This is a genomic window from Selenomonas timonae, from assembly GCF_014250475.1.
In the GTDB taxonomy this organism is placed as follows: Bacteria; Bacillota; Negativicutes; order Selenomonadales; family Selenomonadaceae; genus Centipeda; species Centipeda timonae.
In genome coordinates this window covers 1,998,372-2,022,306 of sequence record NZ_CP060204.1, presented here as the reverse complement: position 1 = coordinate 2,022,306, position 23,935 = coordinate 1,998,372, and the positions used below count along the sequence as shown (strand labels likewise).

26 protein-coding genes are annotated in these 23,935 nt (G+C 57.8%); all 26 read left to right on the top strand.

Annotated elements, in window-relative coordinates; all coding sequences use genetic code 11:
• The first annotated feature begins 17 nt into the window (after positions 1-17).
• The 26 genes from ychF to H1B31_RS09585 all read left to right on the top strand — a co-directional run bounded on the left by ychF (position 18) and on the right by H1B31_RS09585 (position 23,924).
• Positions 18-1,124 carry a redox-regulated ATPase YchF gene (gene ychF / locus H1B31_RS09710; protein WP_185980171.1) on the top strand — a complete coding sequence of 369 codons (1,107 nt, stop codon included), beginning with the start codon at positions 18-20 and terminating at the stop codon, positions 1,122-1,124.
• A gap of 197 nt (positions 1,125-1,321) precedes the next feature.
• Positions 1,322-2,275: a magnesium transporter CorA family protein gene (locus H1B31_RS09705; RefSeq protein ID WP_037345732.1), complete on the top strand. Its 954-nt coding sequence runs from the start codon at positions 1,322-1,324 to the stop codon at positions 2,273-2,275.
• Complete coding sequence (locus H1B31_RS09700) at positions 2,272-2,496, top strand: hypothetical protein (protein WP_009440044.1); 225 nt, start codon at positions 2,272-2,274, stop codon at positions 2,494-2,496. The genes H1B31_RS09705 and H1B31_RS09700 overlap by 4 nt, the downstream gene beginning before the upstream one ends.
• A 278-nt stretch (positions 2,497-2,774) precedes the next feature.
• The gene (gene nifJ / locus H1B31_RS09695; RefSeq protein ID WP_185980170.1) at positions 2,775-6,302 is read left to right on the top strand and encodes a pyruvate:ferredoxin (flavodoxin) oxidoreductase; all 3,528 of its coding nucleotides are present in this window, start codon (positions 2,775-2,777) and stop codon (positions 6,300-6,302) included.
• Positions 6,303-6,427: 125 nt separating this feature from the next.
• The gene (locus H1B31_RS09690) at positions 6,428-7,750 is read left to right on the top strand and encodes a dicarboxylate/amino acid:cation symporter (RefSeq protein WP_009440047.1); all 1,323 of its coding nucleotides are present in this window, start codon (positions 6,428-6,430) and stop codon (positions 7,748-7,750) included.
• A gap of 130 nt (positions 7,751-7,880) precedes the next feature.
• Positions 7,881-8,357: a hypothetical protein gene (locus H1B31_RS09685; protein WP_185981282.1), complete on the top strand. Its 477-nt coding sequence runs from the start codon at positions 7,881-7,883 to the stop codon at positions 8,355-8,357.
• A gap of 86 nt (positions 8,358-8,443) precedes the next feature.
• Positions 8,444-9,073 carry a hypothetical protein gene (locus H1B31_RS09680; protein ID WP_185981281.1) on the top strand — a complete coding sequence of 210 codons (630 nt, stop codon included), beginning with the start codon at positions 8,444-8,446 and terminating at the stop codon, positions 9,071-9,073.
• A gap of 122 nt (positions 9,074-9,195) precedes the next feature.
• Positions 9,196-10,854: an FAD-dependent oxidoreductase gene (locus H1B31_RS09675; RefSeq protein WP_185980169.1), complete on the top strand. Its 1,659-nt coding sequence runs from the start codon at positions 9,196-9,198 to the stop codon at positions 10,852-10,854.
• A gap of 1 nt (position 10,855) precedes the next feature.
• On the top strand, positions 10,856-11,194 hold the full coding sequence (locus H1B31_RS09670; protein WP_185980168.1) for an ArsR/SmtB family transcription factor: 339 nt from the start codon (positions 10,856-10,858) through the stop codon (positions 11,192-11,194).
• A complete protein-coding gene (locus H1B31_RS09665; RefSeq protein ID WP_318842520.1) occupies positions 11,097-11,363 on the top strand; it encodes a 4Fe-4S binding protein in 267 nt (88 codons plus the stop codon). Before H1B31_RS09670 ends, H1B31_RS09665 begins: the two co-directional genes overlap by 98 nt.
• Positions 11,360-11,983 (top strand): 4Fe-4S binding protein, encoded by a 624-nt coding sequence (locus H1B31_RS09660; RefSeq protein WP_185980166.1) that lies wholly within the window; start codon positions 11,360-11,362, stop codon positions 11,981-11,983. The genes H1B31_RS09665 and H1B31_RS09660 overlap by 4 nt, the downstream gene beginning before the upstream one ends.
• 106 nt (positions 11,984-12,089) lie before the next feature.
• Positions 12,090-12,362 carry an ACT domain-containing protein gene (locus H1B31_RS09655; protein ID WP_009656698.1) on the top strand — a complete coding sequence of 91 codons (273 nt, stop codon included), beginning with the start codon at positions 12,090-12,092 and terminating at the stop codon, positions 12,360-12,362.
• 15 nt (positions 12,363-12,377) lie between these two features.
• Entirely contained in the window at positions 12,378-13,739 is a 1,362-nt protein-coding gene (locus tag H1B31_RS09650; protein WP_185980165.1) for a PFL family protein, read from the top strand.
• Position 13,740: 1 nt separating this feature from the next.
• Complete coding sequence (nth, locus tag H1B31_RS09645; RefSeq protein WP_009656721.1) at positions 13,741-14,370, top strand: endonuclease III; 630 nt, start codon at positions 13,741-13,743, stop codon at positions 14,368-14,370.
• Positions 14,371-14,397: 27 nt separating this feature from the next.
• The gene (locus H1B31_RS09640; protein WP_009656727.1) at positions 14,398-14,847 is read left to right on the top strand and encodes an N-acetyltransferase; all 450 of its coding nucleotides are present in this window, start codon (positions 14,398-14,400) and stop codon (positions 14,845-14,847) included.
• A gap of 12 nt (positions 14,848-14,859) precedes the next feature.
• Positions 14,860-15,873 carry a 3-deoxy-7-phosphoheptulonate synthase gene (gene aroF, locus H1B31_RS09635; RefSeq protein ID WP_185980164.1) on the top strand — a complete coding sequence of 338 codons (1,014 nt, stop codon included), beginning with the start codon at positions 14,860-14,862 and terminating at the stop codon, positions 15,871-15,873.
• Positions 15,870-16,760 (top strand): prephenate dehydrogenase, encoded by an 891-nt coding sequence (locus H1B31_RS09630; RefSeq protein WP_185980163.1) that lies wholly within the window; start codon positions 15,870-15,872, stop codon positions 16,758-16,760. The genes aroF and H1B31_RS09630 overlap by 4 nt, the downstream gene beginning before the upstream one ends.
• A 95-nt stretch (positions 16,761-16,855) precedes the next feature.
• Positions 16,856-17,470 (top strand): transcriptional repressor LexA, encoded by a 615-nt coding sequence (gene lexA, locus H1B31_RS09625; RefSeq protein WP_009440056.1) that lies wholly within the window; start codon positions 16,856-16,858, stop codon positions 17,468-17,470.
• Between the two features lie 103 nt (positions 17,471-17,573).
• On the top strand, positions 17,574-18,692 hold the full coding sequence (cbiD, locus tag H1B31_RS09620; protein WP_185980162.1) for a cobalt-precorrin-5B (C(1))-methyltransferase CbiD: 1,119 nt from the start codon (positions 17,574-17,576) through the stop codon (positions 18,690-18,692).
• Positions 18,682-19,323, top strand: a complete 642-nt coding sequence (cbiE, locus tag H1B31_RS09615) for a precorrin-6y C5,15-methyltransferase (decarboxylating) subunit CbiE (RefSeq protein WP_185980161.1) — start codon at positions 18,682-18,684, stop codon at positions 19,321-19,323. The genes cbiD and cbiE overlap by 11 nt, the downstream gene beginning before the upstream one ends.
• Positions 19,323-19,898, top strand: coding sequence for a precorrin-6Y C5,15-methyltransferase (decarboxylating) subunit CbiT (gene cbiT, locus H1B31_RS09610; protein ID WP_185980160.1), 576 nt, complete (start codon positions 19,323-19,325; stop codon positions 19,896-19,898). The genes cbiE and cbiT overlap by 1 nt, the downstream gene beginning before the upstream one ends.
• Before the next feature lie 9 nt (positions 19,899-19,907).
• Positions 19,908-20,663, top strand: coding sequence for a precorrin-4 C(11)-methyltransferase (gene cobM, locus H1B31_RS09605; RefSeq protein WP_185980159.1), 756 nt, complete (start codon positions 19,908-19,910; stop codon positions 20,661-20,663).
• A complete protein-coding gene (locus H1B31_RS09600; protein ID WP_185980158.1) occupies positions 20,660-21,751 on the top strand; it encodes a cobalt-precorrin 5A hydrolase in 1,092 nt (363 codons plus the stop codon). Before cobM ends, H1B31_RS09600 begins: the two co-directional genes overlap by 4 nt.
• Positions 21,739-22,494: a precorrin-3B C(17)-methyltransferase gene (gene cobJ, locus H1B31_RS09595; RefSeq protein WP_185980157.1), complete on the top strand. Its 756-nt coding sequence runs from the start codon at positions 21,739-21,741 to the stop codon at positions 22,492-22,494. Before H1B31_RS09600 ends, cobJ begins: the two co-directional genes overlap by 13 nt.
• Positions 22,491-23,273, top strand: coding sequence for a precorrin-6A reductase (gene cobK / locus H1B31_RS09590; protein WP_185980156.1), 783 nt, complete (start codon positions 22,491-22,493; stop codon positions 23,271-23,273). Before cobJ ends, cobK begins: the two co-directional genes overlap by 4 nt.
• A 15-nt stretch (positions 23,274-23,288) precedes the next feature.
• Positions 23,289-23,924 carry a precorrin-8X methylmutase gene (locus tag H1B31_RS09585; protein ID WP_185980155.1) on the top strand — a complete coding sequence of 212 codons (636 nt, stop codon included), beginning with the start codon at positions 23,289-23,291 and terminating at the stop codon, positions 23,922-23,924.
• The last annotated feature ends 11 nt before the right edge of the window (positions 23,925-23,935 follow it).

Genomic DNA, 23,935 nt, shown 5'->3' with positions numbered 1-23,935 from the left:
TGAAAGAGGGAATAGCTGTGAGCAATCTTGAGGTTGGAATCGTCGGACTGCCGAATGTGGGCAAGAGCACGCTTTTCAATGCGATTACGAAGGCGGGAGCGGAGGCGGCAAACTATCCGTTTTGCACGATTGAGCCGAATGTCGGCGTGGTGGCGGTGCCGGATGCACGACTGAAGGTGCTGACCGATCTCTATCATTCGAAAAAGACGACACCTGCGAGCGTTCGTTTCCTCGATATTGCGGGACTCGTGAAGGGCGCGTCAAAGGGCGAGGGGCTCGGCAACAAGTTCCTCGAGCACATCCGCCAGGTGGATGCCGTGGCGCATGTTGTCCGCTGCTTCGAGAGCTCGGACATCACGCACGTTGAGGGGGCGGTCGATCCGCTGCGCGACATCGACATCATCGAGACGGAGCTCTGCCTTGCCGATCTCGAAGCCGTGGAGAAGCGCATGGCGAAGGTGACGAAGCTGCTGAAATCCGGCAGCAAGGAGGCAAAGGCAGAGCACGCCGCGCTTGAGCGTCTGAAAACGGCGCTCGATGAGGGGAAGCCTGCGCGCGAGGTGGAGCTCTCGGACGAGGAGCAGACGATACTGCGCGATCTGAACCTCCTCACACGCAAGCCGATCCTCTACATTGCAAATGTCGGTGAGGATGAGGCGGCGACGGCGGATGCGGAGAACCCGCATGTGCAGACGGTTAAGGGCTATGCCGCGCGTACGGGCGCGGAGGTCGTGACGGTCTCGGCACGCCTCGAAGAGGAGATTGCAGAGCTGGATGCCGAGGAGGCCGCGGTCTTCCTCGAGGATCTGGGACTCTCTGAGAGCGGGCTTGACCGTCTCATTCACGGTGCCTTCTCCCTGCTCGGTCTCCAGACCTTCCTCACTGCGGGGGAGGATGAGTGCCGCGCGTGGACGATTACATGCGGGACGACAGCGCCGAAGGCGGCGGGCAAGATTCATACGGACTTTGAGCGCGGCTTCATCCGCGCCGAGATTGTGAACTATGACGATCTCGTCACGCTCGGCAGCGTGGCGGCAGCACGCGATAAGGGGCTTGTACGCCTTGAGGGCAAGGAGTACGTCATGCGCGATGGAGATGTTGTAAACTTTAGGTTTAATGTCTGATTTTTCCCTGTCACTATAGACAAGCGCAGCATTTTGCGTTAAAATTCATTCGGTCATTTTATGAGGATGTTATGAAAGGAAGTGAAGAGATGGACGATACACCTTTGCAGCCAGACCCATACTTATGCAATCCGTCCTCTCTTCGCCTCTGTGCTTTGCACTGACGTGGGAGGGCGGTCGGAAAGGAGCGCCAACCCTTGCTGCAAATCTATAAATCCATGGAATCCGGCCCCCTTCAGGAGCTATCACTCAAGACGCTCACAAAGGGGGCATGGATCAACATTGTCAACCCGACGCCGTACGAGCTAAAGGTCGTGAGTACGCTGACGGAGGTCGATCCCGACTTCCTGCGCTCGGCACTCGACGATGAGGAGCGGTCACATACAGATGTCGAGGACGACTCGGTCATGATCCTGACGAATGTGCCCGTCTATCGCGGCGAGGACAGCTACGATACGCTGCCACTCGCGATTATCCTCACGGACGAGCACATTATCACCGTCTGCCTCGAGGAAACGCCCGTGATGGCGGAGTTCAACGAGCGCACGGCGAAGCTCTTCCGCACCTATAAGAGGACGCGATTCCTCTTTCAGATCCTATACAAATCCGATGTGTTCTATCTGCGCTATCTGCGCCAGATCAGCAAGCTCTCCGAGGAGATTGAGGATCGTCTGCGCCACGATATGAAGAACAGCGAGATCCTGCGCCTTCTGCAGCTGCAAAAGGGTCTCACATACTTCAATGCGGCACTGCGCTCAAACGGCGCGGTTCTCGACCGCCTCATGCGTCTGCGCACCAACACATCGGTGCATCACATCTTCAAGATGTACGAGGAGGACGAGGATCTCCTCGAGGATGTCATCATCGAGAACAAACAGGCGCGCGAGATGGTGGAGATGTATAGCAAGATCCTTGCCCGTCTCGCGGATACGTTCTCATCGATTGTCTCAAACAATCTGAACCTCGTGATGAAATTCCTGACGGCGATCACGATCATTCTTGCGATTCCGACGGTGATTTCGAGTTTCTTCGGCATGAACGTGCCGGTGCCGTATGAGGGTGATCCGCTCGGCTTTGTCCGCGTGGTCATCATCGCGGTCTGCGTCTCGTCTGCCGTCGTCTATATGCTTTGGCGGAGGGATATGTTTTGATACGCGAGGCGCAGCTCTTGCGCGGGATTATCTTCGGTGATCGGAATACCGATGAATATGTATACATGCCGGCGAGTGAGATCGGAGTCGAACATCCCGTCTATGTGTATGAGGAGGGGATGAAGCGCCGCGACATCGACCTCGCTGAGGCGCTTCATCTCATACGCGTGCGCGATCTCAGACCTACGACACATCCACTTCTCGGACGAACGAGCTGCTGAGGGCAGCTCGTTTTTTGATAGAGCTATTAGATATTTTCATAATAAAAAACGATGAGAAAAATCCGTGATTTCAACTCTTGAGAAAGTGTATCTTGTTTACAAGCCTGTTTTTCCGTTGTATAATAAATAGAAAGTATTGAATCAGTGTTCCTCCATAGATATTCTTTTTGATTCTTTTTATCAAAATGAATGAGAGGGGACAAATTCTTTGCTCATGTGGTTATATTTTAATATTTTTTGGAATGCACGTGCATTTCCATTGAGAGGGGAGCAGTAACATGGCCAAGAAAATGAAGACGATGGACGGCAACACAGCTGCCGGCTACATCTCCTATGCCTTTACGGATGTGGCGGCAATCTATCCGATCACGCCGTCATCGCCGATGGCAGAGCACGTTGACAGTCTTGCTGCAAAGGGAATGAAGAATATCTTCGGACAGAAGGTACGTCTCATCGAAATGCAGTCGGAGGCGGGTGCTGCGGGTGCAGTGCACGGCTCACTCCAGGCCGGGGCACTCACAACGACCTATACGGCGTCGCAGGGACTCCTGCTCATGATTCCGAATATGTATAAGATCGCGGGCGAACTCCTGCCTGGCGTGTTCCATGTCAGTGCACGCGCCATTGCGGCGTCCTCGCTGAACATTTTCGGCGACCATCAGGATGTCATGGCAGCACGCCAGACGGGCGTTGCCATGCTCGCAGAGTCGAGTGTGCAGGAGGTCATGGATCTCGCGGCTGTTGCGCATCTCGTTGCGATCAAGGGGCGCGTTCCGTTCATTAACTTCTTTGACGGCTTCCGTACCTCGCATGAGATTCAGAAGATCGAGGTCGTGGACTATGCTGATCTTGCGAAGATTCTCGACTGGGATGCGGTCAATGAGTTCCGCCGCCGTGCGCTCAACCCGGATCATCCGGTGGTACGCGGTACAGCACAGAACCCTGACATTTACTTCCAGGGGCGCGAGGCGGTCAACCGCTACTACGATGCGATCCCCGCGCTCGTCGAAGAGGCGATGGCCGAGATGACGAAGATCACGGGGCGTGAGCACCATCTCTTCGACTACTACGGCGCACCCGATGCAGATCGCGTCATCATCGCAATGGGCTCGGTCTGCCAGACGGCGGAGGAGGTTGCCGAATACCTCAATGCACAAGGGGAAAAGGTTGGTCTGCTCTCCGTTCACCTCTATCGTCCGTTCTCGGTTGAGCATTTCTTCAAGTATCTCCCGAAGACGGTGCAGAAGGTCGCTGTTCTCGACCGTACGAAGGAGCCGGGATCGCTCGGCGAGCCGCTTTACCTCGATGTCAAGGCGGCGTACTACAGCTCGGGGATGAATCCCGTCATTGTCGGTGGACGCTATGGTCTCGGCGGCAAGGATACGACACCGGATCAGGTCTTTGCGGTCTACGAGGAGCTGAAAAAGGACGAGCCGATGCACGGCTTTACGCTCGGCATCGTTGACGATGTCACGCACCGCAGTCTCACACCGATCCACGGCGATGTCAACCTCACGAAAGAGGGGACGACGGCGTGCAAGTTCTGGGGTCTCGGTTCGGACGGCACGGTCGGCGCGAACAAGAGCGCGATCAAGATCATCGGTGATAAGACGGATATGTATGCGCAGGCATACTTTGCATACGACTCGAAGAAGTCAGGCGGCATCACGATGAGCCATCTGCGCTTCGGCAAATCGCCCATCATCAGCCCGTACCTCATCAACAAGGCAGACTTCATCTCCTGCTCGCAGCAGTCCTATGTCCGCCAGTACGACCTCCTCGCAGGTCTCAAGAAGGGTGGCACGTTCCTCCTCAATACGTTCTGGTCGGATGAGGAGCTGAACACGCACCTACCCGCATCGATGCGCCGCTACATCGCCTCCAACGACATTCAGTTCTACACGGTGGATGCGGTTCACATCGCCCGCGAACTCGGTCTCGGCGGTCGCTTCAACATGGTCATGCAGTCGGCGTTCTTCAAGCTTGCGAACATCATTCCCATCGACGACGCGGTCAAGTATCTCAAGGATGCAGTTGTCACATCCTATGGCAGCAAGGGCGAAAAGGTCGTCAACATGAACAACGGTGCGATCGATCACGGCATCGAGTCGCTCCACCGTGTGAATATTCCTGCCGAGTGGAAGGATGCGGTCGATGAAGAGGTTCCGGTCAATACAAAGACGCCGGAATTCATCACGAAGGTTCAGAACGTCATGAACCGGCAGGAGGGCGACAAGCTCAAGATCTCCGAGCTGCTCAGCATGGAGGACGGCACGTTCCCCGTCGGCGGTACGGCATTTGAGAAGCGCGGCACGGCGATCTCTGTCCCCGTATGGCGTCCGGAGAAGTGCATCCAGTGCAACCAGTGCGCATTCGTCTGCCCGCACGCAACGATTCGTCCTGTGCTGACGACGGATGAGGAGCTTGCAGCAGCACCCGAGGGGATGCAGTCCGTGAAGTCGCGTCCGGCGAAGGGGTTGAACCTCACGATTGCCGTCTCGACGCTCGATTGCCTCGGCTGCGGCAACTGTGCACAGGTCTGCCCGGGCAAGGCGCTCGATATGACGCTGCTCGACGACAACCTCCGCGATGCGCAGAAGTACTTTGACTATGGCGTGGACACGGAGAAGGTCTCGGTCAAGAACGTCCCGATGAAGAAGACGACGGTCATCGGCTCGCAGTTCGAGCAGCCGCTCTTCGAGTTCTCGGGTGCGTGCGCAGGCTGCGGCGAAACACCGTACGCAAAGCTCGTCACGCAGCTTTTCGGCGACCGCATGATGATCGCCAATGCAACGGGCTGCTCCTCCATTTGGGGCGCAAGCGCACCTGCAATCCCGTATACGAAGAACCCGAAGGGGTACGGCCCTGCATGGGCAAACTCGCTGTTCGAGGACAATGCAGAGTATGGTCTTGGAATGCTGCTCGGCACGAAGGCAGTGCGCGAATCCATCGCGGCTGCAGTAAAACAGGCACTTGAGGAGAAGAAGGGCTCTGCCGAACTTCAGGCAGCAATGCAGCTCTGGCTCGAAAAGCGGGACAGCGGTGAGGGTACGCGTGACCGTGCCGACCTCCTGCGTGAGCTTCTCGAAAAGGAGAAGGGTACGGACGAACTTCTCTGCCGCATCTACAAGGACAACGACTACTTCGTCAAGCGTTCTCAGTGGGTCTTCGGCGGCGACGGCTGGGCATACGACATCGGCTTCGGCGGCGTGGATCACGTGCTTGCGTCGGGCGAGGATGTCAACGTCATGGTCTTTGATACCGAGGTCTACTCGAACACGGGTGGACAGGCATCGAAGTCGACCCCAGCGGCGGCGATTGCAGAGTTCGCAGCAACGGGCAAGAAGACGAAGAAGAAGGATCTCGGCATGATGGCGATATCCTACGGCTACATCTATGTGGCGCAGATTGACATGGGCTCCGATCAGAATCAGGTACTCAAAGCGATCAGCGAGGCGGAGGCATATCCGGGACCGTCCCTCATCATTGCCTACTCGCCGTGTATCAATCATGGCATTCGCAAGGGCATGGGCTGTGCACAGCTCGAGGGCAAACTTGCCGTCGAGTGCGGCTATTGGGCGAACTATCGCTACAACCCGCAGCTCATCGAGGCGGGCAAGAATCCGTTCACGCTTGACTCCAAGGAGCCGGATTTCTCGAAGTTCCAGGAATTCCTGCTCGGCGAGAACCGCTACATCAGCCTGAAGAGCAACTTCCCCGAGGCGGCGGAAGCACTCTTCGAGAAGACGCAGAAGGATGCTGAGGTACGTTACAACAACTATAAGAAACTTGCAGGAAAGGCGTAAGCTTCCCTGATGTCTGGGCTGCCGTGAAGATTTTCACGGCAGTTTTTTCTTGACATTTTATTAACATAGCAATATAATATGCAAACAATGTTTTATATGGGATTTGAATTTGGGAGGAGTTATATATGGCAGAGCAAAAAAATGCTGCGCCTGTGCGTGATGAGGTGGAGCAGAAAGCGCAGGCGGCGCTTTCTGCGGCGAAATTGAACAATCAGAAGAGACAGGTTGTGCTTTGGATTGGTGCGCTCATCGTTGGCGGCATACTAGGTTGGGTGAATGTACCCGTACTGAATGAGCTGTTTAACTTTATTGCGACAGTATTCACGCGTCTGTTCCAGTTCGTTGCCGTGCCGACCATTGCACTCGCTGTTATCACGACGCTTGCGGCACTTGGAACGAAGCGGGATACAGGACGAATCTTTGCACATGCTGTTACCTATACGCTGCTTACAACTGTGTGTGCAGCGGCGGTGGGGCTTGCACTCTTCCTTTGGCTCGCACCTGCGAATCTGCCGACCGAGGTTGTCGGCGCAGGCGCGTCGGATGTACCTGGGAAACTTGAAGGGCTGTCCTACTACGATCACTTCCTTTCCATTGTACCGAACAATGTGCTTGCGCCATTTGTCTCGGGCAATGTGCTCTCCGTTATGCTTGTTGCGGCGGCGGTGGGGCTTGGACTCGCCTTTGCACCCAAAACGGAGAATCGCGAGATGCTCCTGAAAGGGATTCACGGCTTGCAGGAACTGCTCTTTACCCTGATTCGCGGGCTGCTGACGGTGCTGCCTATTGGGATTCTCGCCTTTGCCGCACAGCTTGCGGCGCAGATTGAGGCGGGCGTTATCGTCGGATCTCTGGGTGTCTACACCGCTGTTGTCATTGGAGGAAATCTGATTCAGTTCTTTGTTGTGATTCCATTCTTCCTCGCCGTGCGTGGCTTGAATCCCGTACGCGTTTTCCGTCAGATGGCTCCCGCTGTCGCAGTTGCGCTCTTTACAAAGAGTTCGGCAGGCACACTGCCCGTAACGCTCGCCTCGGCGGAGCAGCGCCTTGGTGCGCATCCGTCCGTTGCGCGCTTCGTCCTGCCTATCTGCACGACGATCAATATGAACGGCTGCGCCGCATTCATCCTCGTGACATCGCTCTATGTCATGCAGAACGCGGGGATGGAGCTGACGCTCGGCACGATGGTCAGCTGGCTCTTCATTGCTGTACTGGCCGCTGTAGGCAATGCGGGCGTACCGATGGGCTGCTACTTCCTGACACTCTCGCTCATGGCGTCGATTGGTGCGCCCGTCGGACTCATGGGCATCATCCTGCCGATCTACTCCGTCATCGACATGATCGAGACGGCGGAGAATGTCTGGTCGGATTCGGCTGTGTGCGCGATCACGAATCACGAGCTGGCGGATACGCTTGCAGACGATGAGGAACTTGCTCCGACTGCCTGAGCAGCATGATATAGTATAGCTGAAAAGCCTCTGAATAATTTCGTTCAGAGGCTTTTCAGCGTTTCCACCTATAATGCATCATAGAATCGAAAGTCATAAGGAATGTTTTTTGACAAAGGAGCTGTGGATGATGTTCAGCTATGGAAAACAGATTGCAGGTATTGCGCTTGGTGTCAGCCTTCTCGGCTCTGCGGCGGCGGAGGCTGCTGTGCCGCAGGATGCGCTCGTTGTCGGCGGTATCGAATACGGTGCGTCGGAGTCCTATGTCCGCAGCGTCTACGGTGCGCCGCGCGAGGTCGAGACGAAGTTTGACTCGATTTATGCAGGTGGTCAGGGCGTCGAGTGGGAATATGGCAGCGACTTCGATATCGTCTTTGTCAATGATATGGTGCGCCGCGTAGAGATTGGTGCGCGCAACGGTATTCAGACGAAGGATGGTATCGCCGTTGGTTCCGATGTGAATGCGCTCGTTGCCGCATATGGTCAGCCGGATGCCATCCGCGGCGATAAGTACATCTACTATGCGGATGGGGATGCATCAATCGGATTTAGCTTCGAGATTGAGAATGGCCGCGTCGATGAGATCGATATGGGAGTCATCCGTTAATTTTTGGGGCATTTGAGGCGCAGGTTCACGATCTGAGCCGTCATCAGAGGGAATGATTTTGGGGGAGAGAATCATTGAATATACGGATGTGTGCAGCCTTTGTTGGGATTGCAGTCCTTGCAGGGGTGGCGGCAAGCCTTGCGGTGGATGCGTACCGCTCTGCGGTGACAGTGCCGCCCGGCGTGGATGGGGGAAAGCGCGTCACGATTGCACGGGATGCCGTCGAGCAGACGCTCTCGGCGGATGATGCGGTCAAGCGCGAGGCGGAGGCTTTGCGTCAGCACCGCGCGGAAGAGCAGAATTCGGCGGCGCGCATTGTCCGCGAAGCGCTCGTGCTCGGCGACATTGCCTACGGTGCAACGGAGGCAGACGTGCGCGCGCGCTATGGCGCGCCCTATGAGACGGAGTCGGAGCGCTCCATGCGCTACGCCGGCAAACAGGTCGTCGAATACGAGTATGCGGATAGCCTGTCGCTCGATTTCGTGGACGGTCTCGTCCGCCTCGTCAAAATATCGGAGCGCAGTTCCCTCACATCAGGGAAGGGCGTCCGCATCGGGACGCCCGTGGAGGAACTGCGCCGCGTGTATGGCGAGCCGAGCATGATCTACGGAGAGGATTATATCTACTTCTCCGAGGAGGATCCGACCATCGGATTTGCCTTTGAGATCGCACATGGTCGCGTCGAGGAGATCAAGATGGGGGATTTGGGACTCTGATCAGCATGATAGATATGATAATATTTTTGAGGACGGAGGGAAATCGTCCTCTTTTTTATTGACAATATAATCGTTATATCGTAATATATGAATATAGCGATTGCATTGAAGGAGATGGTGTTGTGAGCAAATATATCATTGTGGGCGGTGTTGCCGGCGGAGCAACGGCCGCCGCGCGTCTGCGGCGTCTGGATGAGACAGCGGAGATCATTCTGTTTGAGCGTGGGGAGGATATCTCCTTTGCAAACTGTGGGCTTCCGTACTATGTGGGCGATGTCATCGCTGAGCGGGGGGACTTGCTCCTCCAAACTCCTGAGAAGTTCCGTGGGATGTATAACGTCGACGTGCGTGTGTGCAGTGAGGTCACACGTGTGGATACGGAAAATCGTACCGTAGAGGTGCGCTCTGCGGACGGCGTATATACGGAAAATTATGATGCGCTGCTGCTTTCACCGGGAGCAAAGCCGCTGCGTCCGCCAATCCCCGGCATCAATCATCCGCGTATTGCGACGCTGCGCAGTGTGCAGGATGCGGATCGCATTCGTTCCCTCGTCGGTACGGGCGGCAGCGTTGTTGTGGTCGGCGGCGGCTTCATCGGCGTGGAGCTTGCGGAAAATCTGCGTGAGCGAGGGCTGTCTGTTACTCTGGTCGAGGCGATGCCGCATATCCTTCCGATCTTTGACACAGATATGATTTCGCTGCTTGAGGATGAGCTGCGTAGGCACGGCGTAGAGCTTGCACTTGGGGATGGCGTTGCCGGATTTGAGGAGCAGGAGGACGGTGGGATCTGCGTACGTCTTTCCAGTGGGCGTACGGTACATGGGGATTTCGTCGCGCTTGCGATCGGCGTGCGTCCCGATACCGCGTTCCTCGACGGGAGCGGCATTGCGCTCGGGGAGCGCGGGCACATTCTTGTCAATGAATATATGCAGACCAATATCCCTCATGTCTATGCTGTTGGGGATGCGGTGCTGACTCGCTCCGCACAGACGGGAAAAGCGACGGCACTCCCGCTCGCAGGTCCTGCGAATCGGCAGGCACGTCTGGCTGCGGATCGTATGGCAGGGGAGGCGCGTGCCTATCGCGGTGTAGTGGGAACTGCCGCGCTCAAGGTATTTGGTCTTACGGCAGCGGCAACGGGGCAGAACGAGCGAGCCCTCCAGTCAGCAGGGATGGTATACGGAAAGGATTATCGCTTTACGGTGATTTTCCCCCGCCATCATGTGGCCTATTATCCGGGGGCAAAGGAGCTTGCACTCAAGCTGATTTTCCGTCTTTCGGATGGTGTTGTACTGGGGGCGCAGGCAATCGGTGCAGAGGGCGTGGACAAGCGCATCGATGTTCTTGCCTCTGCCATCGGGCGGTCGCTCACGGTTGCGGATTTGGAAGAGTTTGAGCTGTCCTATGCACCGCCGTATTCCGCAGCGAAAGATCCCGTGAATATGGCCGGCTATGCAGCAGAAAATATTCTGCTGGGCAGGAGTATTCCGCTTCTCCCGCACGAGCTTTCGGCGGAACTTGCGGCAGGGGCAAGGCTCATCGACGTTCGCCCACCGGAGGAATATCATGCGGGCGAGATTGCAGGAGCGCAGCGCATTCCTTTGCCTCGGCTGCGCGAGCGTCTGCATGAATTCGACCCGCAGGTACCGATCGTCGTCTGCTGCAAGATGGGGCTGCGCGGCTATCTTGCAGAGCAGATTCTGCGGGCACACGGGTTTTCCGTAAAAAATATGGTTGGCGGCTATACTTACATGAAGATGCAGCATGAGGAGAGAAATTAAGATGGTAATTGAGGATCGAGAGCGTCTTGAGGAGGCTGCGGAATTTCTCCGTGCATTGGCACATCCCGTACGCCTCTGTATTGTGCGGCGGCTTCTGCGTGAGGGGAGCTGTAATGTCTCCTATATGCAGGATTGTCTGGATGCGCCGCAGTCCACGGTATCGCAGCATCTGAGCAAGCTGCGCCAGGCGGGGCTGATCCGTGGAGAACGCAGCGGGCTCGAGGTTGCCTATCAGTTGAAGGATGAACGTGTTGCAAAGATCTTGCGTGCCCTGCTCTGTGGGGCAGACGAGGAGGGGGCGGCTCATGGGGACGAGGAAGCGGCCACTCCCTGTTGTTGAATGCGGAAGCTGCGTTGCCTGTGGAACGTGTCAGAGTGTGTGCCCACGTGGAGCAATCTCCGTTAGGCGCGGGCTCTATGCGGTGGTCGATCCTGCACGCTGCGTCGGTTGCGGTATGTGCAGTCGTGAGTGTCCGGCGGAGATCATACGAATGGAGGTGTGCACATGAGGACGAGGGGCAAGCGATGGTATCAATATTTTTGGATCTTCTCCATCGTGTATTTCTCACTGGGCTTTGTCAATATTCTGTTCGCATGGCTCGGTATGATCTGCTTTCTCACACCGCTCGCCTTTGCTTTGGTAGCGGGAAACAAGGATTACTGCAATCACTACTGTGATCGTGGACAGCTCTTTCAGCTGCTCGGCAGCCGTCTGCATCTTTCCGCACGAAATGAACTGCCAATGTGGCTGCGCAGTCGGCGCTTCCGCTATGGATTCTTGGCGTTCTTTCTGACCATGTTTGCCAATGTGATGGTTGTAAGCTATCATGCGGCGGCAGGTGTTCCTCTGCGGGAGACGGTGACACTGTTCTGGCTGTTTGATGTGCCGTGGGGCTGGGCGTACAGCGGAGATGGCGCACCGTGGGCTGCACAGTTCGCCTTCGGCTTCTACAGCCTCATGCTGACCTCGGCAATCATCGGCATTTTGATGATGCTGCGCTATCGTCCGCGTGCATGGTGTGTCATCTGTCCGATGGGAACGATGACACAGGCAATCTGCCGTGCAAAGGCATCGGGGACGGAAGAAGCAGCGGTTCTGGGCTCGCGATGTATTTGCTCGAATGACTGATTTGTGTAATGATTGACGCTCTCTGCATTTTCTGATAAAATTTACGCTATGCCGCATTCGCTCCGAATGGTGCGAATGCTTATTTTTTCGATGAGGAGTGACGACGATGAAGCTGGTTGTGACGATTGTCGGACGAGATCAGGTTGGTATTGTGGCGATGGTGAGCGGGATTCTCGCCGAGCAGCGCGTGAATATCATGAATGTGAATCAGAATATCATGGACGGTTTCTTCAACATGGTCATGATTGCCGAGATGCCGGATGATGCGGAGATCCGCCTGAAGGATTTGCAGGAACTCCTGCGGAAGAAGGGCGAGGAGCGCGGTCTGGAGATCAAGCTCCAACATCAGGAGATCTTTCAGGTCATGCACAGCATTTGAGCGAGGAGCGGCAGAGTGATTACATTTGACGACATCCGTGAAACAAATCGGATGATTACGGAAAACCGTCTGGATGTGCGTACGATCACGATGGGGATTTCCCTGCGCGACTGTCCGCATCCGAACATTGACAAGTTCTGTCAAAATGTGTACGAGAAGATTACGCGCTCGGCGGAGTATCTCGTGCGCACGGGCGAGGACATCGAGACGGAGTACGGAATCCCCATCATCAACAAGCGCATCTCTGTCACGCCGATTGCGATTGCGGCAGACGCGTGCCAGACGGATTCCTTCGTCCCCGTGGCGGAGGCTCTTGACCGCGCGGCAAAGACGGTTGGCGTCGACTTCATCGGCGGCTTTTCCGCACTTGTCGAAAAAGGAATGACGCACGGCGACCGCGTGCTCATCGACTCGATTCCGCAGGCGATGGCGGCGACGGATATTGTCTGCTCCTCGGTGAACATCGGCTCGACGAAGGCGGGCATCAATATGGATGCTGTGCGCGAGATGGGCGATGTGATCAAGCGTACGGCGGAGCTGACACGCGAACAGGAGGCAATTGGCTGCGCAAAGATTGTCGTGTTCTGCAACGCGCCGGGGGACAACCCGTTCATGGCGGGGGCGTTCCACGGCGTCGCCGAGGGTGACCGCGTCATCAATGTCGGGGTCAGCGGCCCCGGCGTCGTGAAGCACGCGCTTGAGGATCTCAAGGGCTCGGATTTCACGGAGATTGCGGAGACGATCAAGCGCACGGCGTTCAAGATTACGCGCGTGGGGCAGCTCGTTGCGCGCGAGGCTGCGCGCCGCCTCGGTGTGCCGTTCGGCATCATCGACCTCTCGCTTGCGCCGACCTCGGAGGTCGGCGACAGTGTGGCGCGCATTCTTGAGGAAATGGGGCTGGAGGCGTGCGGTGCACCGGGCACGACGGCGGCACTGGCGCTGCTCAATGACGCGGTCAAGAAGGGCGGTCTTATGGCGAGTTCCCACGTCGGCGGGCTCTCGGGTGCATTCATCCCCGTGAGTGAGGATGAGGGCATGATCGATGCCGTACAGCGCGGCAGCCTCTCGATTGAAAAGCTCGAGGCGATGACCTGCGTCTGCTCGGTCGGGCTCGATATGATCGCAATCGAGGGCGATACGCCCGCCGCGACGATTGCGGCAATCATTGCGGACGAAGCGGCAATCGGCATGGTGAACAACAAGACGACGGCGGTGCGCGTCATCCCTGTGCCCGGCAAGAAGGTCGGCGAGGGCGTATCGTTTGGCGGGCTCCTCGGCTATTCGCCGATTGTGCCCGTGCGCAGCGGATTCAGCTCGGCAGCCTTCATTGCGCGCGGCGGGCGGATTCCGGCGCCTACGAGGTCGCTGACGAACTGATATGAGAGTAACGAAAGCCATCAAGGCGGAGCAGCTCCACATCCTCCGCACTCTCTATCCCAATGCAAAGCCTGCGCTGGAATTCAAGACGCCGTTCGAACTCCTCATTGCGGTGATTCTCTCAGCGCAGTGTACGGATGTGCGCGTGAATATTGTGACGAGCAGACTCTTTCCGCGTGCGAATACACCGGAGGCAATTGCCGCGCTTGGGCAGGAACAGCTCGAGGCAGCGATTCACGACTGCGGATTCTTCCGCATGAAGGCGAAACACATTTTGGAGACCTGTGACATCCTCCTGCAGGAGTATGGCGGCGAGGTTCCGGCAGACTTTGAGGCCTTGCAGCGTCTCCCGGGCGTCGGACGCAAGACGGCAAATGTCGTGATGAGCGTCGCCTTTCACGCACCCGCGATTGCCGTCGACACCCATGTCTTTCGCGTGGCGAACCGTCTGCGGCTTGCAGTCGGCAAGACGCCGCTCGAGGTGGAGAAGGGGCTGCAAAAGGCAATCCCGCGTGAGGATTGGAGCGATGCGCATCACTGGCTGATCCTGCACGGACGTCAGCGCTGCAAGGCGCGCAAGCCGCTCTGCGGGGAGTGCCCGCTCGCACCGGTCTGTCCGAGTGCCATTTAACTGCATTGGAGAAGGGCGCGTGAGGGCATGATTTACCGAAAGGCACGGTTTGATGATATTGAGTCCATCTACGGACTCGTGCATATCTATGCAGCACAGGGAGAGATGCTCCCGCGCTCGCGCAATACGCTCTATGAGAATCTCCGCGATATGGTTGTGGCGGAGGCAGACGACACTGTCGTCGGTGTCGGAGCACTGCACATCATGTGGGATCGGCTCGCCGAGGTGCGCATGATGGCGATTGCGCCCGAACATACGCGGCAGGGGATCGGTGCAGAGATTGTGCGCCGCTTGCTCGCGGAGGGGGATGCGCTCGGCATCGAGAAGGTGTTCACGCTCACCTATAAGCCCGACTTTTTCCGCAAGCTCGGCTTCATCCGCATCAGCCGGGAGGAACTGCCGCAGAAGGTTTGGAAAGAGTGCATTGACTGCCCGAAGTATCCGAACTGTGACGAAATTGCTATGATCAAGGTATGATGGAGGCGCATTATGATTGTCGTTATGAATCCAAGAGCCACACAGGAGAATATTGAGCTGGTCACGGCGAAGATCGAACAGGCAGGGCTTCGCACACATCTGTCGAAGGGGGAGGATCGCTTTATCATCGGTGTGATTGGCGATAAGAAGATCATCGCGGGGCTTGAGATGAACATGATGGAAGGCGTTGAGAAAACGGTTCGTATCACAGAAAAGTATAAGCTTGTCAGCCGCGATTTCCATCCGTCAAACTCCATTGTGGACGTCGCGGGTTTCCCCGTCGGCGGCGAGCAGCTTGCCATCATGGCGGGACCCTGCTCGGTCGAGAGTTACGATCAGCTCTATGAAGTTGCGATCAAGGTCAAGGCGGCCGGTGCTCAATTCCTGCGCGGTGGTGCATTCAAGCCGCGTACGAGCCCCTATGACTTCCAAGGACTCGGGCTGGAGGGGCTGAAGATCCTCCGCGATGTGGCGGATAAGACCGATCTGCGCGTCGTGACCGAGGTCGTGGACAAGGACGACATCGAACTCGTCGCAGAGTATGCCGATCTGTTGCAGGTCGGTGCGCGCAATATGCAGAATTTCCAGATGCTCAAGGCACTCGGCAGGACGCAGACGCCTGTGCTCTTCAAGCGCGGACTGTCCGCAACGATCAGCGAGTGGCTGAACGCCGCCGAGTACATTGCTGCGGGCGGGAACGGGAACATCATCTTCTGCGAGCGCGGAATCCGCACCTACGAGACCTATACGCGCAATACGATGGATCTCAACGCCGTTGCGGCGCTCAAGGAGCTCACACATTTTCCCGTCATTGCCGACCCCAGTCATGGGACGGGGCGTTGGCAGATGGTGCGCCCGCTCGCGCGTGCCTCCGTTGCCGTCGGGGCGGACGGCCTCATTATTGAGGTTCACTGCCACCCCGAATGCGCACTTTCGGACGGCGATCAGAGCCTTGTTCCACGCAACTTCGAGCAGCTGATGGATGAGGTGCGTCAGATCGCCCCCGCAGTCGGTCGGCACGCATGATGCAGACAAAGCTCGCCATCATCGGCGTCGGTCTCATCGGCGGCTCGCTCGGGCTCGCGCTCAAGGACGCGCTTGGTGAGGACATCCATATCACAGGACTCTGCCGCACGGAGACATCCATGTGCGCGGCAATGGCGTGCGGTGCCGTGGACTTTGCCTCATCCGATCTGAAAGAAGTGGTGGGGGAGGCGGATATTGTATACCTCAGCCCGCCCGTCCTTCAGATTGTGCCGATGGTCGAGCGCATCCTGCCCTATCTGAAAGACGGTGCGATCCTCACCGACGCAGGCAGCACGAAGGGCTATATCTACGAGGCTCTGCATAGGATTCTGCCCCCGCATGTGTACTATGTGCCGGGGCATCCGATGACGGGGCGTGAAAAGAGCGGCGTCGAGGCGGCGACGAAAGACCTTTTTGTAGGAAAAGCATATGTCATCATCGACGACGAGACGGTGCCGCAGAAGGTCAAAGAGCGATTGATGGCGCTCCTGAGGCATACGCGCGCGAACTTCACGACGCTTGATCTCGCACAGCATGACCGCTGCGCCGCCGTTATCAGCCACGTGCCGCATCTTGCGGCGGCGGCGCTCGTCACACTGCTGAACCGTAGCGGCGATGATCTGGACTCCTGCCTGAAGCTCATCGGCGGCGGATTCAAGGACACCACGCGCATTGCGTCGTCCAACGCGGATATGTGGGCGGACATCTGTATGACGAACGGCGTGCCGATTGCGGACTCGCTGCGTGAGCTGCAGGCAATCCTCGGCGAGGTCATCACAGCGGTTGAGTGCGGGGATCGACAGGCGGTGCACGATTATTTTGCCGCATCGAAGGAGCGCCGCGACAGTATTCTGCACGATGCAGAACAAAAATTTGATACGAATTGATGTTTTTTTTCAAAACCCTCTTTTTTTTAGAACGTACATATGCTATGATATAAAAGACTATATGTGTACGAACGAACCTGTCAGGGGGTATTAGCGTGAAGAAAACCAGAATCTCCACACGGCGTCAATCCGAGATCTTGCAGTACATCAAGGATTTCTTGGTCGAGAAGGGCTATCCGCCCTCGGTGCGCGAGATCGGAACAGCCGTCGGACTGAAGTCCAGTTCGACCGTACATCGCTATCTCGCCATGCTCGAGGAGAACGGCGCGATTCGACGCGATGCGACGAAGCCGCGTGCGATCGACATCATGGGCGAGAACCCGTGGGGGCGTACGCTCCCTGTGCCGCTTGTCGGCACGGTGACAGCAGGTGAGCCGATTCTCGCGGAGCAGAACGTCGAGGAGGTCTTCTCCTTCCCGCGCGCGCTGCTTGGAACCTCGGAGGATGTATTCATGCTGCGCATACAGGGCGACAGCATGATCAACGTCGGCATCTTCGACGGGGACTTCGTGCTCGTGCGCCAGCAGCCGACGGCGAACAACGGGGATATCGTCGTGGCGTTGATTGACGGCGAGTCGGCGACGGTGAAGCGCTTCTTCCGCGAGAAGACCTGCATACGCCTGCAGCCGGAGAACGACTCGATGGAGCCGTTCTACGAGACGGATGTGCAGATTCTCGGCAAGGTCATCGGACTCTATCGTCACATTTGATGGATATTTCGAGAGCGTTGTGTGAAAAACACGGCGCTCTCTTTTCATTTCCATGGAAGAATGTTATAATAACTCTGTTTTTCTCTTGTGGAGATTTATTTGTATGGCAAAGGGCGAATTACGCAGCGGATATACAACGGGGGCGTGCGCGGCGGCGGGCGTCAAGGCGGCGTTTCTCTATATGGCGGGAGCGGACTGGCACGAGGTCGGCCTGATGGCACTTGACGGCACGCCGCTGACGATTCCCGTGAAGAATGTTGTCGAGACGGCGGAGGGGATTCGCGCCGAGGTCGTGAAGTTCTCGGGGGATGACCCCGATATCACGAATGGTGTCTCTGTCTTTACAACGCTTGCGCTTGTCGATGAAACGGATGATATTGAATTCCGCGCGGGCGAGGGCGTCGGTACGGTGACGAAGCGTGGCATGAGTCTCCCCGTCGGTGAGCCGTCGATCAATATGGGGCCGCGGACATTGATCCGCAATGTCGTGGAGGAGATGACGGGGAGTGCCGATGTCGGCGCGCGCGTGACGATCTCCATCCCTGCGGGTGTGGAACTGGCGAAGAAAACGCTCAATCCCGTGCTCGGCATCGAGGGTGGAATCTCCGTGATCGGGACGACGGGCGTGCTCCGCCCGATGTCGGAGGAGGCGTTCAAGGACTCCCTCGTGCCGCAGATTGACGTAGCGCTTTCCGCAGGCGAGCCTGTACTTGTCTTTGTCCCCGGCAAGATTGGGGAGCGCATTGCGCTCTCGCTTGGTGTCTCGCAGTCGGCGCTGATCGAGACGAGCAACTTCATCGGCTTTATGCTCGATCGTGCGGCGGAGCGCGGCGCGGAGAAAATCCTCATCCTCGGGCATACGGGCAAGCTCGTGAAGATGGCGGCGGGCGTATTTCACACGCACAACCGCGTTGCGGATGCGCGCCTTGAGACGCTTGCCGCCTATGCGGCAGCGGAGGGGCTGGCGCAGGAGGCGGTACGCGCCGTACTCGCGTCGAATACGACGGAGGATGCAATGGAGGTCATTGCTGCGGCAGGGCTTGCGGAGCGTGTTTGTGCCGTCATCGCCGAGCGCGTGCACGTCCGTGCGGAACGCTATCTCTTCGGCAAAGTTCAGGTCGGCGCGCTGATGGTGAACTTTGCAGGGGATATTCTCGGTGCGGATGCGCGGGCGCTTTCCTTTGCCCGTGACTATGGATGGAGACTGAACCGTGAGCCATAAAATTATTGTTGTCGGCATCGGCCCTGGAGATTCTGCGTATTTGTTGCCAAAAGCACAGAAAACAATCGAAAATGCGCGTATCCTTGTCGGGGGGAAGCGTGCGCTTGCGGATTTTTCGCACAGCGGGGCGCGCGAGTGCGCCATCGGTGCGGATATTCCGGGCGTACTTTCCTTTATACGCGATGCACTCGCGACAGATGATGTCGTCGTCATGGTCTCAGGTGATCCCGGCTACTATTCGCTGCTCGACGCGCTGCGGCGCAGCTTTCCCATCGGGCAGATCGAGGTCATCCCGGGGATCAGCTCCCTGCAGATGGCATTTGCGCGGCTGGCGCTGCCGTGGCACGCTGCGCGGCTTCTCAGCTTTCATGGGCGTGAACCGCATGAGGCAGAGCTTCTCCGCACGGAGGGCGCTGTGCTCGGCATGCTGACGGATGGGCGGAACAACTCGCAGACCATTGCCGCGCGTTTGATGGCGCACGGATGGAGCAGCGATGACACCATGTATGTTTGCACGCGGCTTTCGTATGCAGATGAGCAGATCACAGAAATGACGATAGGTCAGGCGGCGGACACGGACGGCATCGGGCACGGTGTCATCATTGTCTGCGCGCATGAGGAGAAATATTGATGAATCTTGGAATCAAGGACGAGGCATTTGTGCGCGGCAAGGTGCCGATGACGAAGGAGGAAATTCGCATCCTCACGCTTGTCAAGGCGCAGATTGCGCCCGATGCCGTCGTCTATGACATCGGTGCGGGGACGGGCTCACTCTCGATTGAGGCGGCACGGCTCGCGCCTGCGGGTCACGTGTACGCGATTGAGAAGAACCCCGAGGGCATCGGGCTGATTGCGGAGAATGCAAAGAAGTTCTCCGTGGAAAATATCACCGTTGTGGAGGGGACTGCCCCCGACGCACTGGCGGGGCTGCCAGCGTTGGATGTGGCTCTGATTGGCGGCAGTGGACGACGCCTCGCGGATATTCTGGACATCATCGGGGAGCGGCTGCGCCCCAACGGGCGCATTGTGGCGAATGCGATTACAATGCAGACGGTCGCTGCCTGTCTGGACTATTTCCACGCACACGCAGACCGCTATACCTACGAGGCAATACAGGTGCAGATCAGCCGACTAGAGCGCGTCGGCCCGTACGATATGGCAAAGGCGCTCAATCCCATTTACATTATCACTGCTCAGAGAAAGTGAGGAATATATATGATCCATATTGTTGGTGCGGGTCCCGGTGATCCCGAACTTATCACGGTGAAGGGCTCACGCTATCTTGCGGAGGCAGATGTCGTCATCTATGCGGGCTCGCTCGTCAATCCCGCGCTGCTCGACTACTGTAAGGAAGGGGCGGAGATCCACAACTCGGCGCATATGACGCTGGACGAGGTGGTGGAGGTCATCGCCCAGGCGGAAGCCGACGGAAAGATGACCGTGCGCCTCCATACGGGCGATCCCGCGATCTACGGCGCAATACAGGAGCAGATGGACGCATGGGAGAAGCGCGGCTTCGACTATGATGTTGTGCCGGGCGTGAGTTCTTTCCTCGGGACGGCGGCGGCACTGCGGCAGGAGTATACGCTGCCCGGCATCTCGCAGACGGTCATCATCACGCGCAACGAGGGGCGTACGCCCGTGCCGGAGCGCGAGAAGCTGCGCAGCCTTGCGGCACATCATGCGACGATGTGCATCTTCCTCTCGATTGCGATGATCGAGGAGGTTGCGGCGGAGCTGATCGCGGGCGGCTACGAGGAGACCACGCCGATTGCCATTGTGCAGCGTGCGACATGGCCGGAGCAGAAGATTCTGCGCGGCACGCTCGCGACGATTGCGGAGCAGGTAAAGGCGGAGGATATCGACCGCACGGCGATGATCGTGGTCGGGGACTGCCTCAATACAGAATATGAGCTTTCGCAGCTCTACGCACCGCAGTTCTCACACATGTTCAGGGACGCGAAAGCATGAGAACAGCGCTCTTTGCGCTCACTGTGGGCGGTGCGGCTCTCGCAGACCGCCTCGCGTGCGCTGTGGAGGGCGGTGTGACGGTGCATCTGCCCGAGCGTCTGCGCGGCAGTGTTGTTTCGACGGAGCATGACATCGTGTATTTTGAACGCCTCGCAGATGTCATGCGTGAAGCGTTCACACGCTATGATGCACTCGTCTGCGTGATGGCGACGGGTATTGTCGTGCGCATGATTGCGCCCTATGTGGAAAATAAATTATACGATCCCGCCGTCCTCGTCTTTGACGAGGCGGGGCGGCACGGCATCAGCCTCCTCTCGGGGCATATCGGCGGCGCGAATGAACTCACGCGAAACCTCTGCGCGGCGGTGGGCGCAGACCCCGTCATTACGACGGCAACGGATGTGACGGGCATGCTTGCACCCGATGCGATTGCCGCGCGGCTTGCGCTGCGCCCCGTGCCAAAATCGGCGATACAGGTGCTCAATACGGCGCTGCTCGAGGGCAAGGAAATCGCGTATTACATTGCGAGCGATTTGCCCCATGCTGCATTCTACGAGGCGCAGCTGCGCGCAGAGGACGTGCAGGCGCGTCTCTTTCGCGGTGCTATACCGCCCGTGGGTGCGGATGAGTACCGCGTCATTATCACGGCAGCGGATGACCTCCCGCAGGAAAACGCTCCGCGCACCCTGTATCTCGTGCCGCGCCGCCTCATTGCGGGTGTCGGCTGCCGTGCGGGTATCCCCGAGGCGAAGATCCTGCGTGCGCTGACCGAGGCGTGCGGCATGATCGGCCGCGAGCCGTCTGACATCGATCTCCTCGCGAGCACGACGGTCAAGCGCGATGAGGCGGGGCTGCTTGCGGCGGCGGAGACGCTCGGACGGGAGATACGCTTCTTTCCGAACGAGGTGCTTGCGGCAATGATTGAACAATACGGGTTAAAGGAGTCCGATTTTGTCCGACAGACGATCGGCGTCGGGAATGTATCCGAAGCGGCGGCGCTCTGTGCGGCAGGTAAAGCAGGCGGGCGCATGGCGCTCGGGAAAACATCATTTGGGAAAGTGACGGTGGCACTCTTATGGGAAAAATAAGTGTTGTGGGCATCGGCCCCGGCAGTCTGGACGATATGACCTACCGCGCGCGGCGTACGATTGAAGAAGCAACGACGGTCGTCGGCTACAAGCGCTATGTGGATCTCATTGCGGAGCTGGTCGAAGGGAAAAAGGTACTCGATACGGGCATGACGCAGGAGATTGACCGCTGCCGCGCGGCGCTCAAGGAGGCGTCGGCGGGGGAGACAGTCGTCGTCATCTCGAGCGGCGATGCCGGCATCTATGGGATGGCAGGGCTTGTCCTCGAACTCCTCGTGAAGATGGATGAGGCGGAGCGCCCCGAATTCGGCGGCGTCATTCCGGGGGTCTCGGCGATGAGCGCGGCGGCGGGTCTCCTTGGTGCGCCCATCATGCACGACTTCGTTGTCATCAGTCTCTCGGATCTGCTCACGCCGTGGGAGATCATTCAGGAGCGTGCGGAGCTCGCGGCAAAGGGGGATTTCGTCACGGCACTCTACAATCCGCGCAGCAATAAGCGCGTGGGGCAGATCAACGCCGTGCAGGAGATCTTCCTGCGCCATCGTGCACCGGAGACGCCCGTCGGCATTGTGACGGGTGCGAGCCGCGCAAATGAGTCAACGCTGATCTCTACGCTCGGTGTGTTTACGAAGGAGGACATCAATATGTTCTCACTCGTCATCATCGGCAACTCGAAGACGCGCACGGTGGGCGACTGGATGATTACACCGCGCGGCTATCAGAAACGGGAGCCGGGGCTTTGATATTCACGGCAGCAGGCACACAGGACGGACGTGAGATTGTGCGCCGCCTCTGTGTAGCGGGATATGACGTGGCGGCGTCGGTGGTCAGCTCCTACGGGCAGCAGCTCCTCGCAGAACAGCGGGAGAGCGGCAGCGGTCGCCTCCTCATCAATGACACACCACTCGACGAGGATGGCCTGCGCGCATTTTTCACAGAGCACGGCGTGCACGTCTTCGTCGACGCGACCCATCCCTACGCCGTCAATGTTTCGCGCAACGCCATGACGGCGTGCGCTGCGGCAGGGATTCCCTACATCCGCTTTGAGCGCGACCTCACGGACATTTCGTATGAGAATGTGCATCTCGTGCACTCCTATGAGGAGGCATCAGAGGTCGCGGCACGCTTCGGGAAAAATATTTTTTTGACGACGGGCAGCCGCAATCTGGAGCGCTTTGTAAAGGCGGAGCCACTTACGGACTGTACTCTCATTGCACGCGTTCTGCCGACGGCGGAGGTCATTGCGCTCTGTGAGGGGCTCGGGCTGACGCCGGCGCAGATCATTGCGATGCAGGGACCATTCTCGCGCGAACTGAACCGCAGTATGTACGAGAAATACGGAGCGGATGTCATCATCACGAAGAACAGCGGGACGATTGGCGGAACGGATGCCAAATTCCAGGCGGCGGCGGATCTCAATCTGCCCGTCGTCGTGATTGACCGTCCCGTGCTTTCCTATCCACATTTGGCACACAGCTATGAAGAAATAAAGGCATTTGTCGATTCGGTCAGCGAATCGTAGAAATAGGAGTTAACCATGGATTTTATCAAGGAGCCAATGGCGATTGAAAACCGCAGCATGGAGCTGATTGCCCCCTATCTGGAGGGACTTCATCTGGATGAGCGCGAGACGAAGCTCTATTCGCGCCTGATTCACGCATCGGGCGATGTCGGCTATGCGCCGATCACGCGCGTGCATCCCGAGGCGATTGACCGTGCCATCGAGGCACTGAAGGCGGGTGCGCACATCTATACGGATGTCGAGATGGTGCGCACGGGCATCAACAAGAAGAAGCTCGCCTCCTTCGGGGGTGAGGTGCACTGTTTGGTTGCCGATCCAGAGGTTGCCGTCCGTGCGAAGGAAGAGGGCATTACGCGCTCGATGGTTGCCATGCGCCAGTTCGGCAAGGCGCTCGACGGCAGTATTGTCGCTATCGGCAACGCGCCTACGGCACTCTTTGAGGTGCTGCGCCTCGTGCGTGAGGAGGGTATCCGTCCCGCCTGCATCGTGGGCATTCCCGTCGGCTTTGTGGGCGCGGCAGAGTCCAAGGCGGCGCTTGCATCACACGGCATCGTTCCCTATATCACCGTCGAGGGCACGAAGGGCGGCAGCCCGATTGCTGCTGCGGCGATCAACGCGCTCATGTATCTCATTGACAACACGCGTCCCTAAGGAGAGATGGA

Coding starts and splice junctions, on each gene's coding strand:
- nifJ (WP_185980170.1), top strand. CDS start 2,775: ATGGCCAAGAAAATGAAGACGATGGACGGCAACACAGCTGCCGGCTAC.
- H1B31_RS09690 (WP_009440047.1), top strand. CDS start 6,428: ATGGCAGAGCAAAAAAATGCTGCGCCTGTGCGTGATGAGGTGGAGCAG.
- H1B31_RS09685 (WP_185981282.1), top strand. CDS start 7,881: ATGTTCAGCTATGGAAAACAGATTGCAGGTATTGCGCTTGGTGTCAGC.
- H1B31_RS09680 (WP_185981281.1), top strand. CDS start 8,444: ATGTGTGCAGCCTTTGTTGGGATTGCAGTCCTTGCAGGGGTGGCGGCA.
- H1B31_RS09670 (WP_185980168.1), top strand. CDS start 10,856: ATGGTAATTGAGGATCGAGAGCGTCTTGAGGAGGCTGCGGAATTTCTC.
- H1B31_RS09665 (WP_318842520.1), top strand. CDS start 11,097: ATGAACGTGTTGCAAAGATCTTGCGTGCCCTGCTCTGTGGGGCAGACG.
- H1B31_RS09660 (WP_185980166.1), top strand. CDS start 11,360: ATGAGGACGAGGGGCAAGCGATGGTATCAATATTTTTGGATCTTCTCC.
- H1B31_RS09655 (WP_009656698.1), top strand. CDS start 12,090: ATGAAGCTGGTTGTGACGATTGTCGGACGAGATCAGGTTGGTATTGTG.
- nth (WP_009656721.1), top strand. CDS start 13,741: ATGAGAGTAACGAAAGCCATCAAGGCGGAGCAGCTCCACATCCTCCGC.
- H1B31_RS09640 (WP_009656727.1), top strand. CDS start 14,398: ATGATTTACCGAAAGGCACGGTTTGATGATATTGAGTCCATCTACGGA.
- aroF (WP_185980164.1), top strand. CDS start 14,860: ATGATTGTCGTTATGAATCCAAGAGCCACACAGGAGAATATTGAGCTG.
- H1B31_RS09630 (WP_185980163.1), top strand. CDS start 15,870: ATGATGCAGACAAAGCTCGCCATCATCGGCGTCGGTCTCATCGGCGGC.
- cbiD (WP_185980162.1), top strand. CDS start 17,574: ATGGCAAAGGGCGAATTACGCAGCGGATATACAACGGGGGCGTGCGCG.
- cbiT (WP_185980160.1), top strand. CDS start 19,323: ATGAATCTTGGAATCAAGGACGAGGCATTTGTGCGCGGCAAGGTGCCG.
- cobM (WP_185980159.1), top strand. CDS start 19,908: ATGATCCATATTGTTGGTGCGGGTCCCGGTGATCCCGAACTTATCACG.
- H1B31_RS09600 (WP_185980158.1), top strand. CDS start 20,660: ATGAGAACAGCGCTCTTTGCGCTCACTGTGGGCGGTGCGGCTCTCGCA.
- cobJ (WP_185980157.1), top strand. CDS start 21,739: ATGGGAAAAATAAGTGTTGTGGGCATCGGCCCCGGCAGTCTGGACGAT.
- H1B31_RS09585 (WP_185980155.1), top strand. CDS start 23,289: ATGGATTTTATCAAGGAGCCAATGGCGATTGAAAACCGCAGCATGGAG.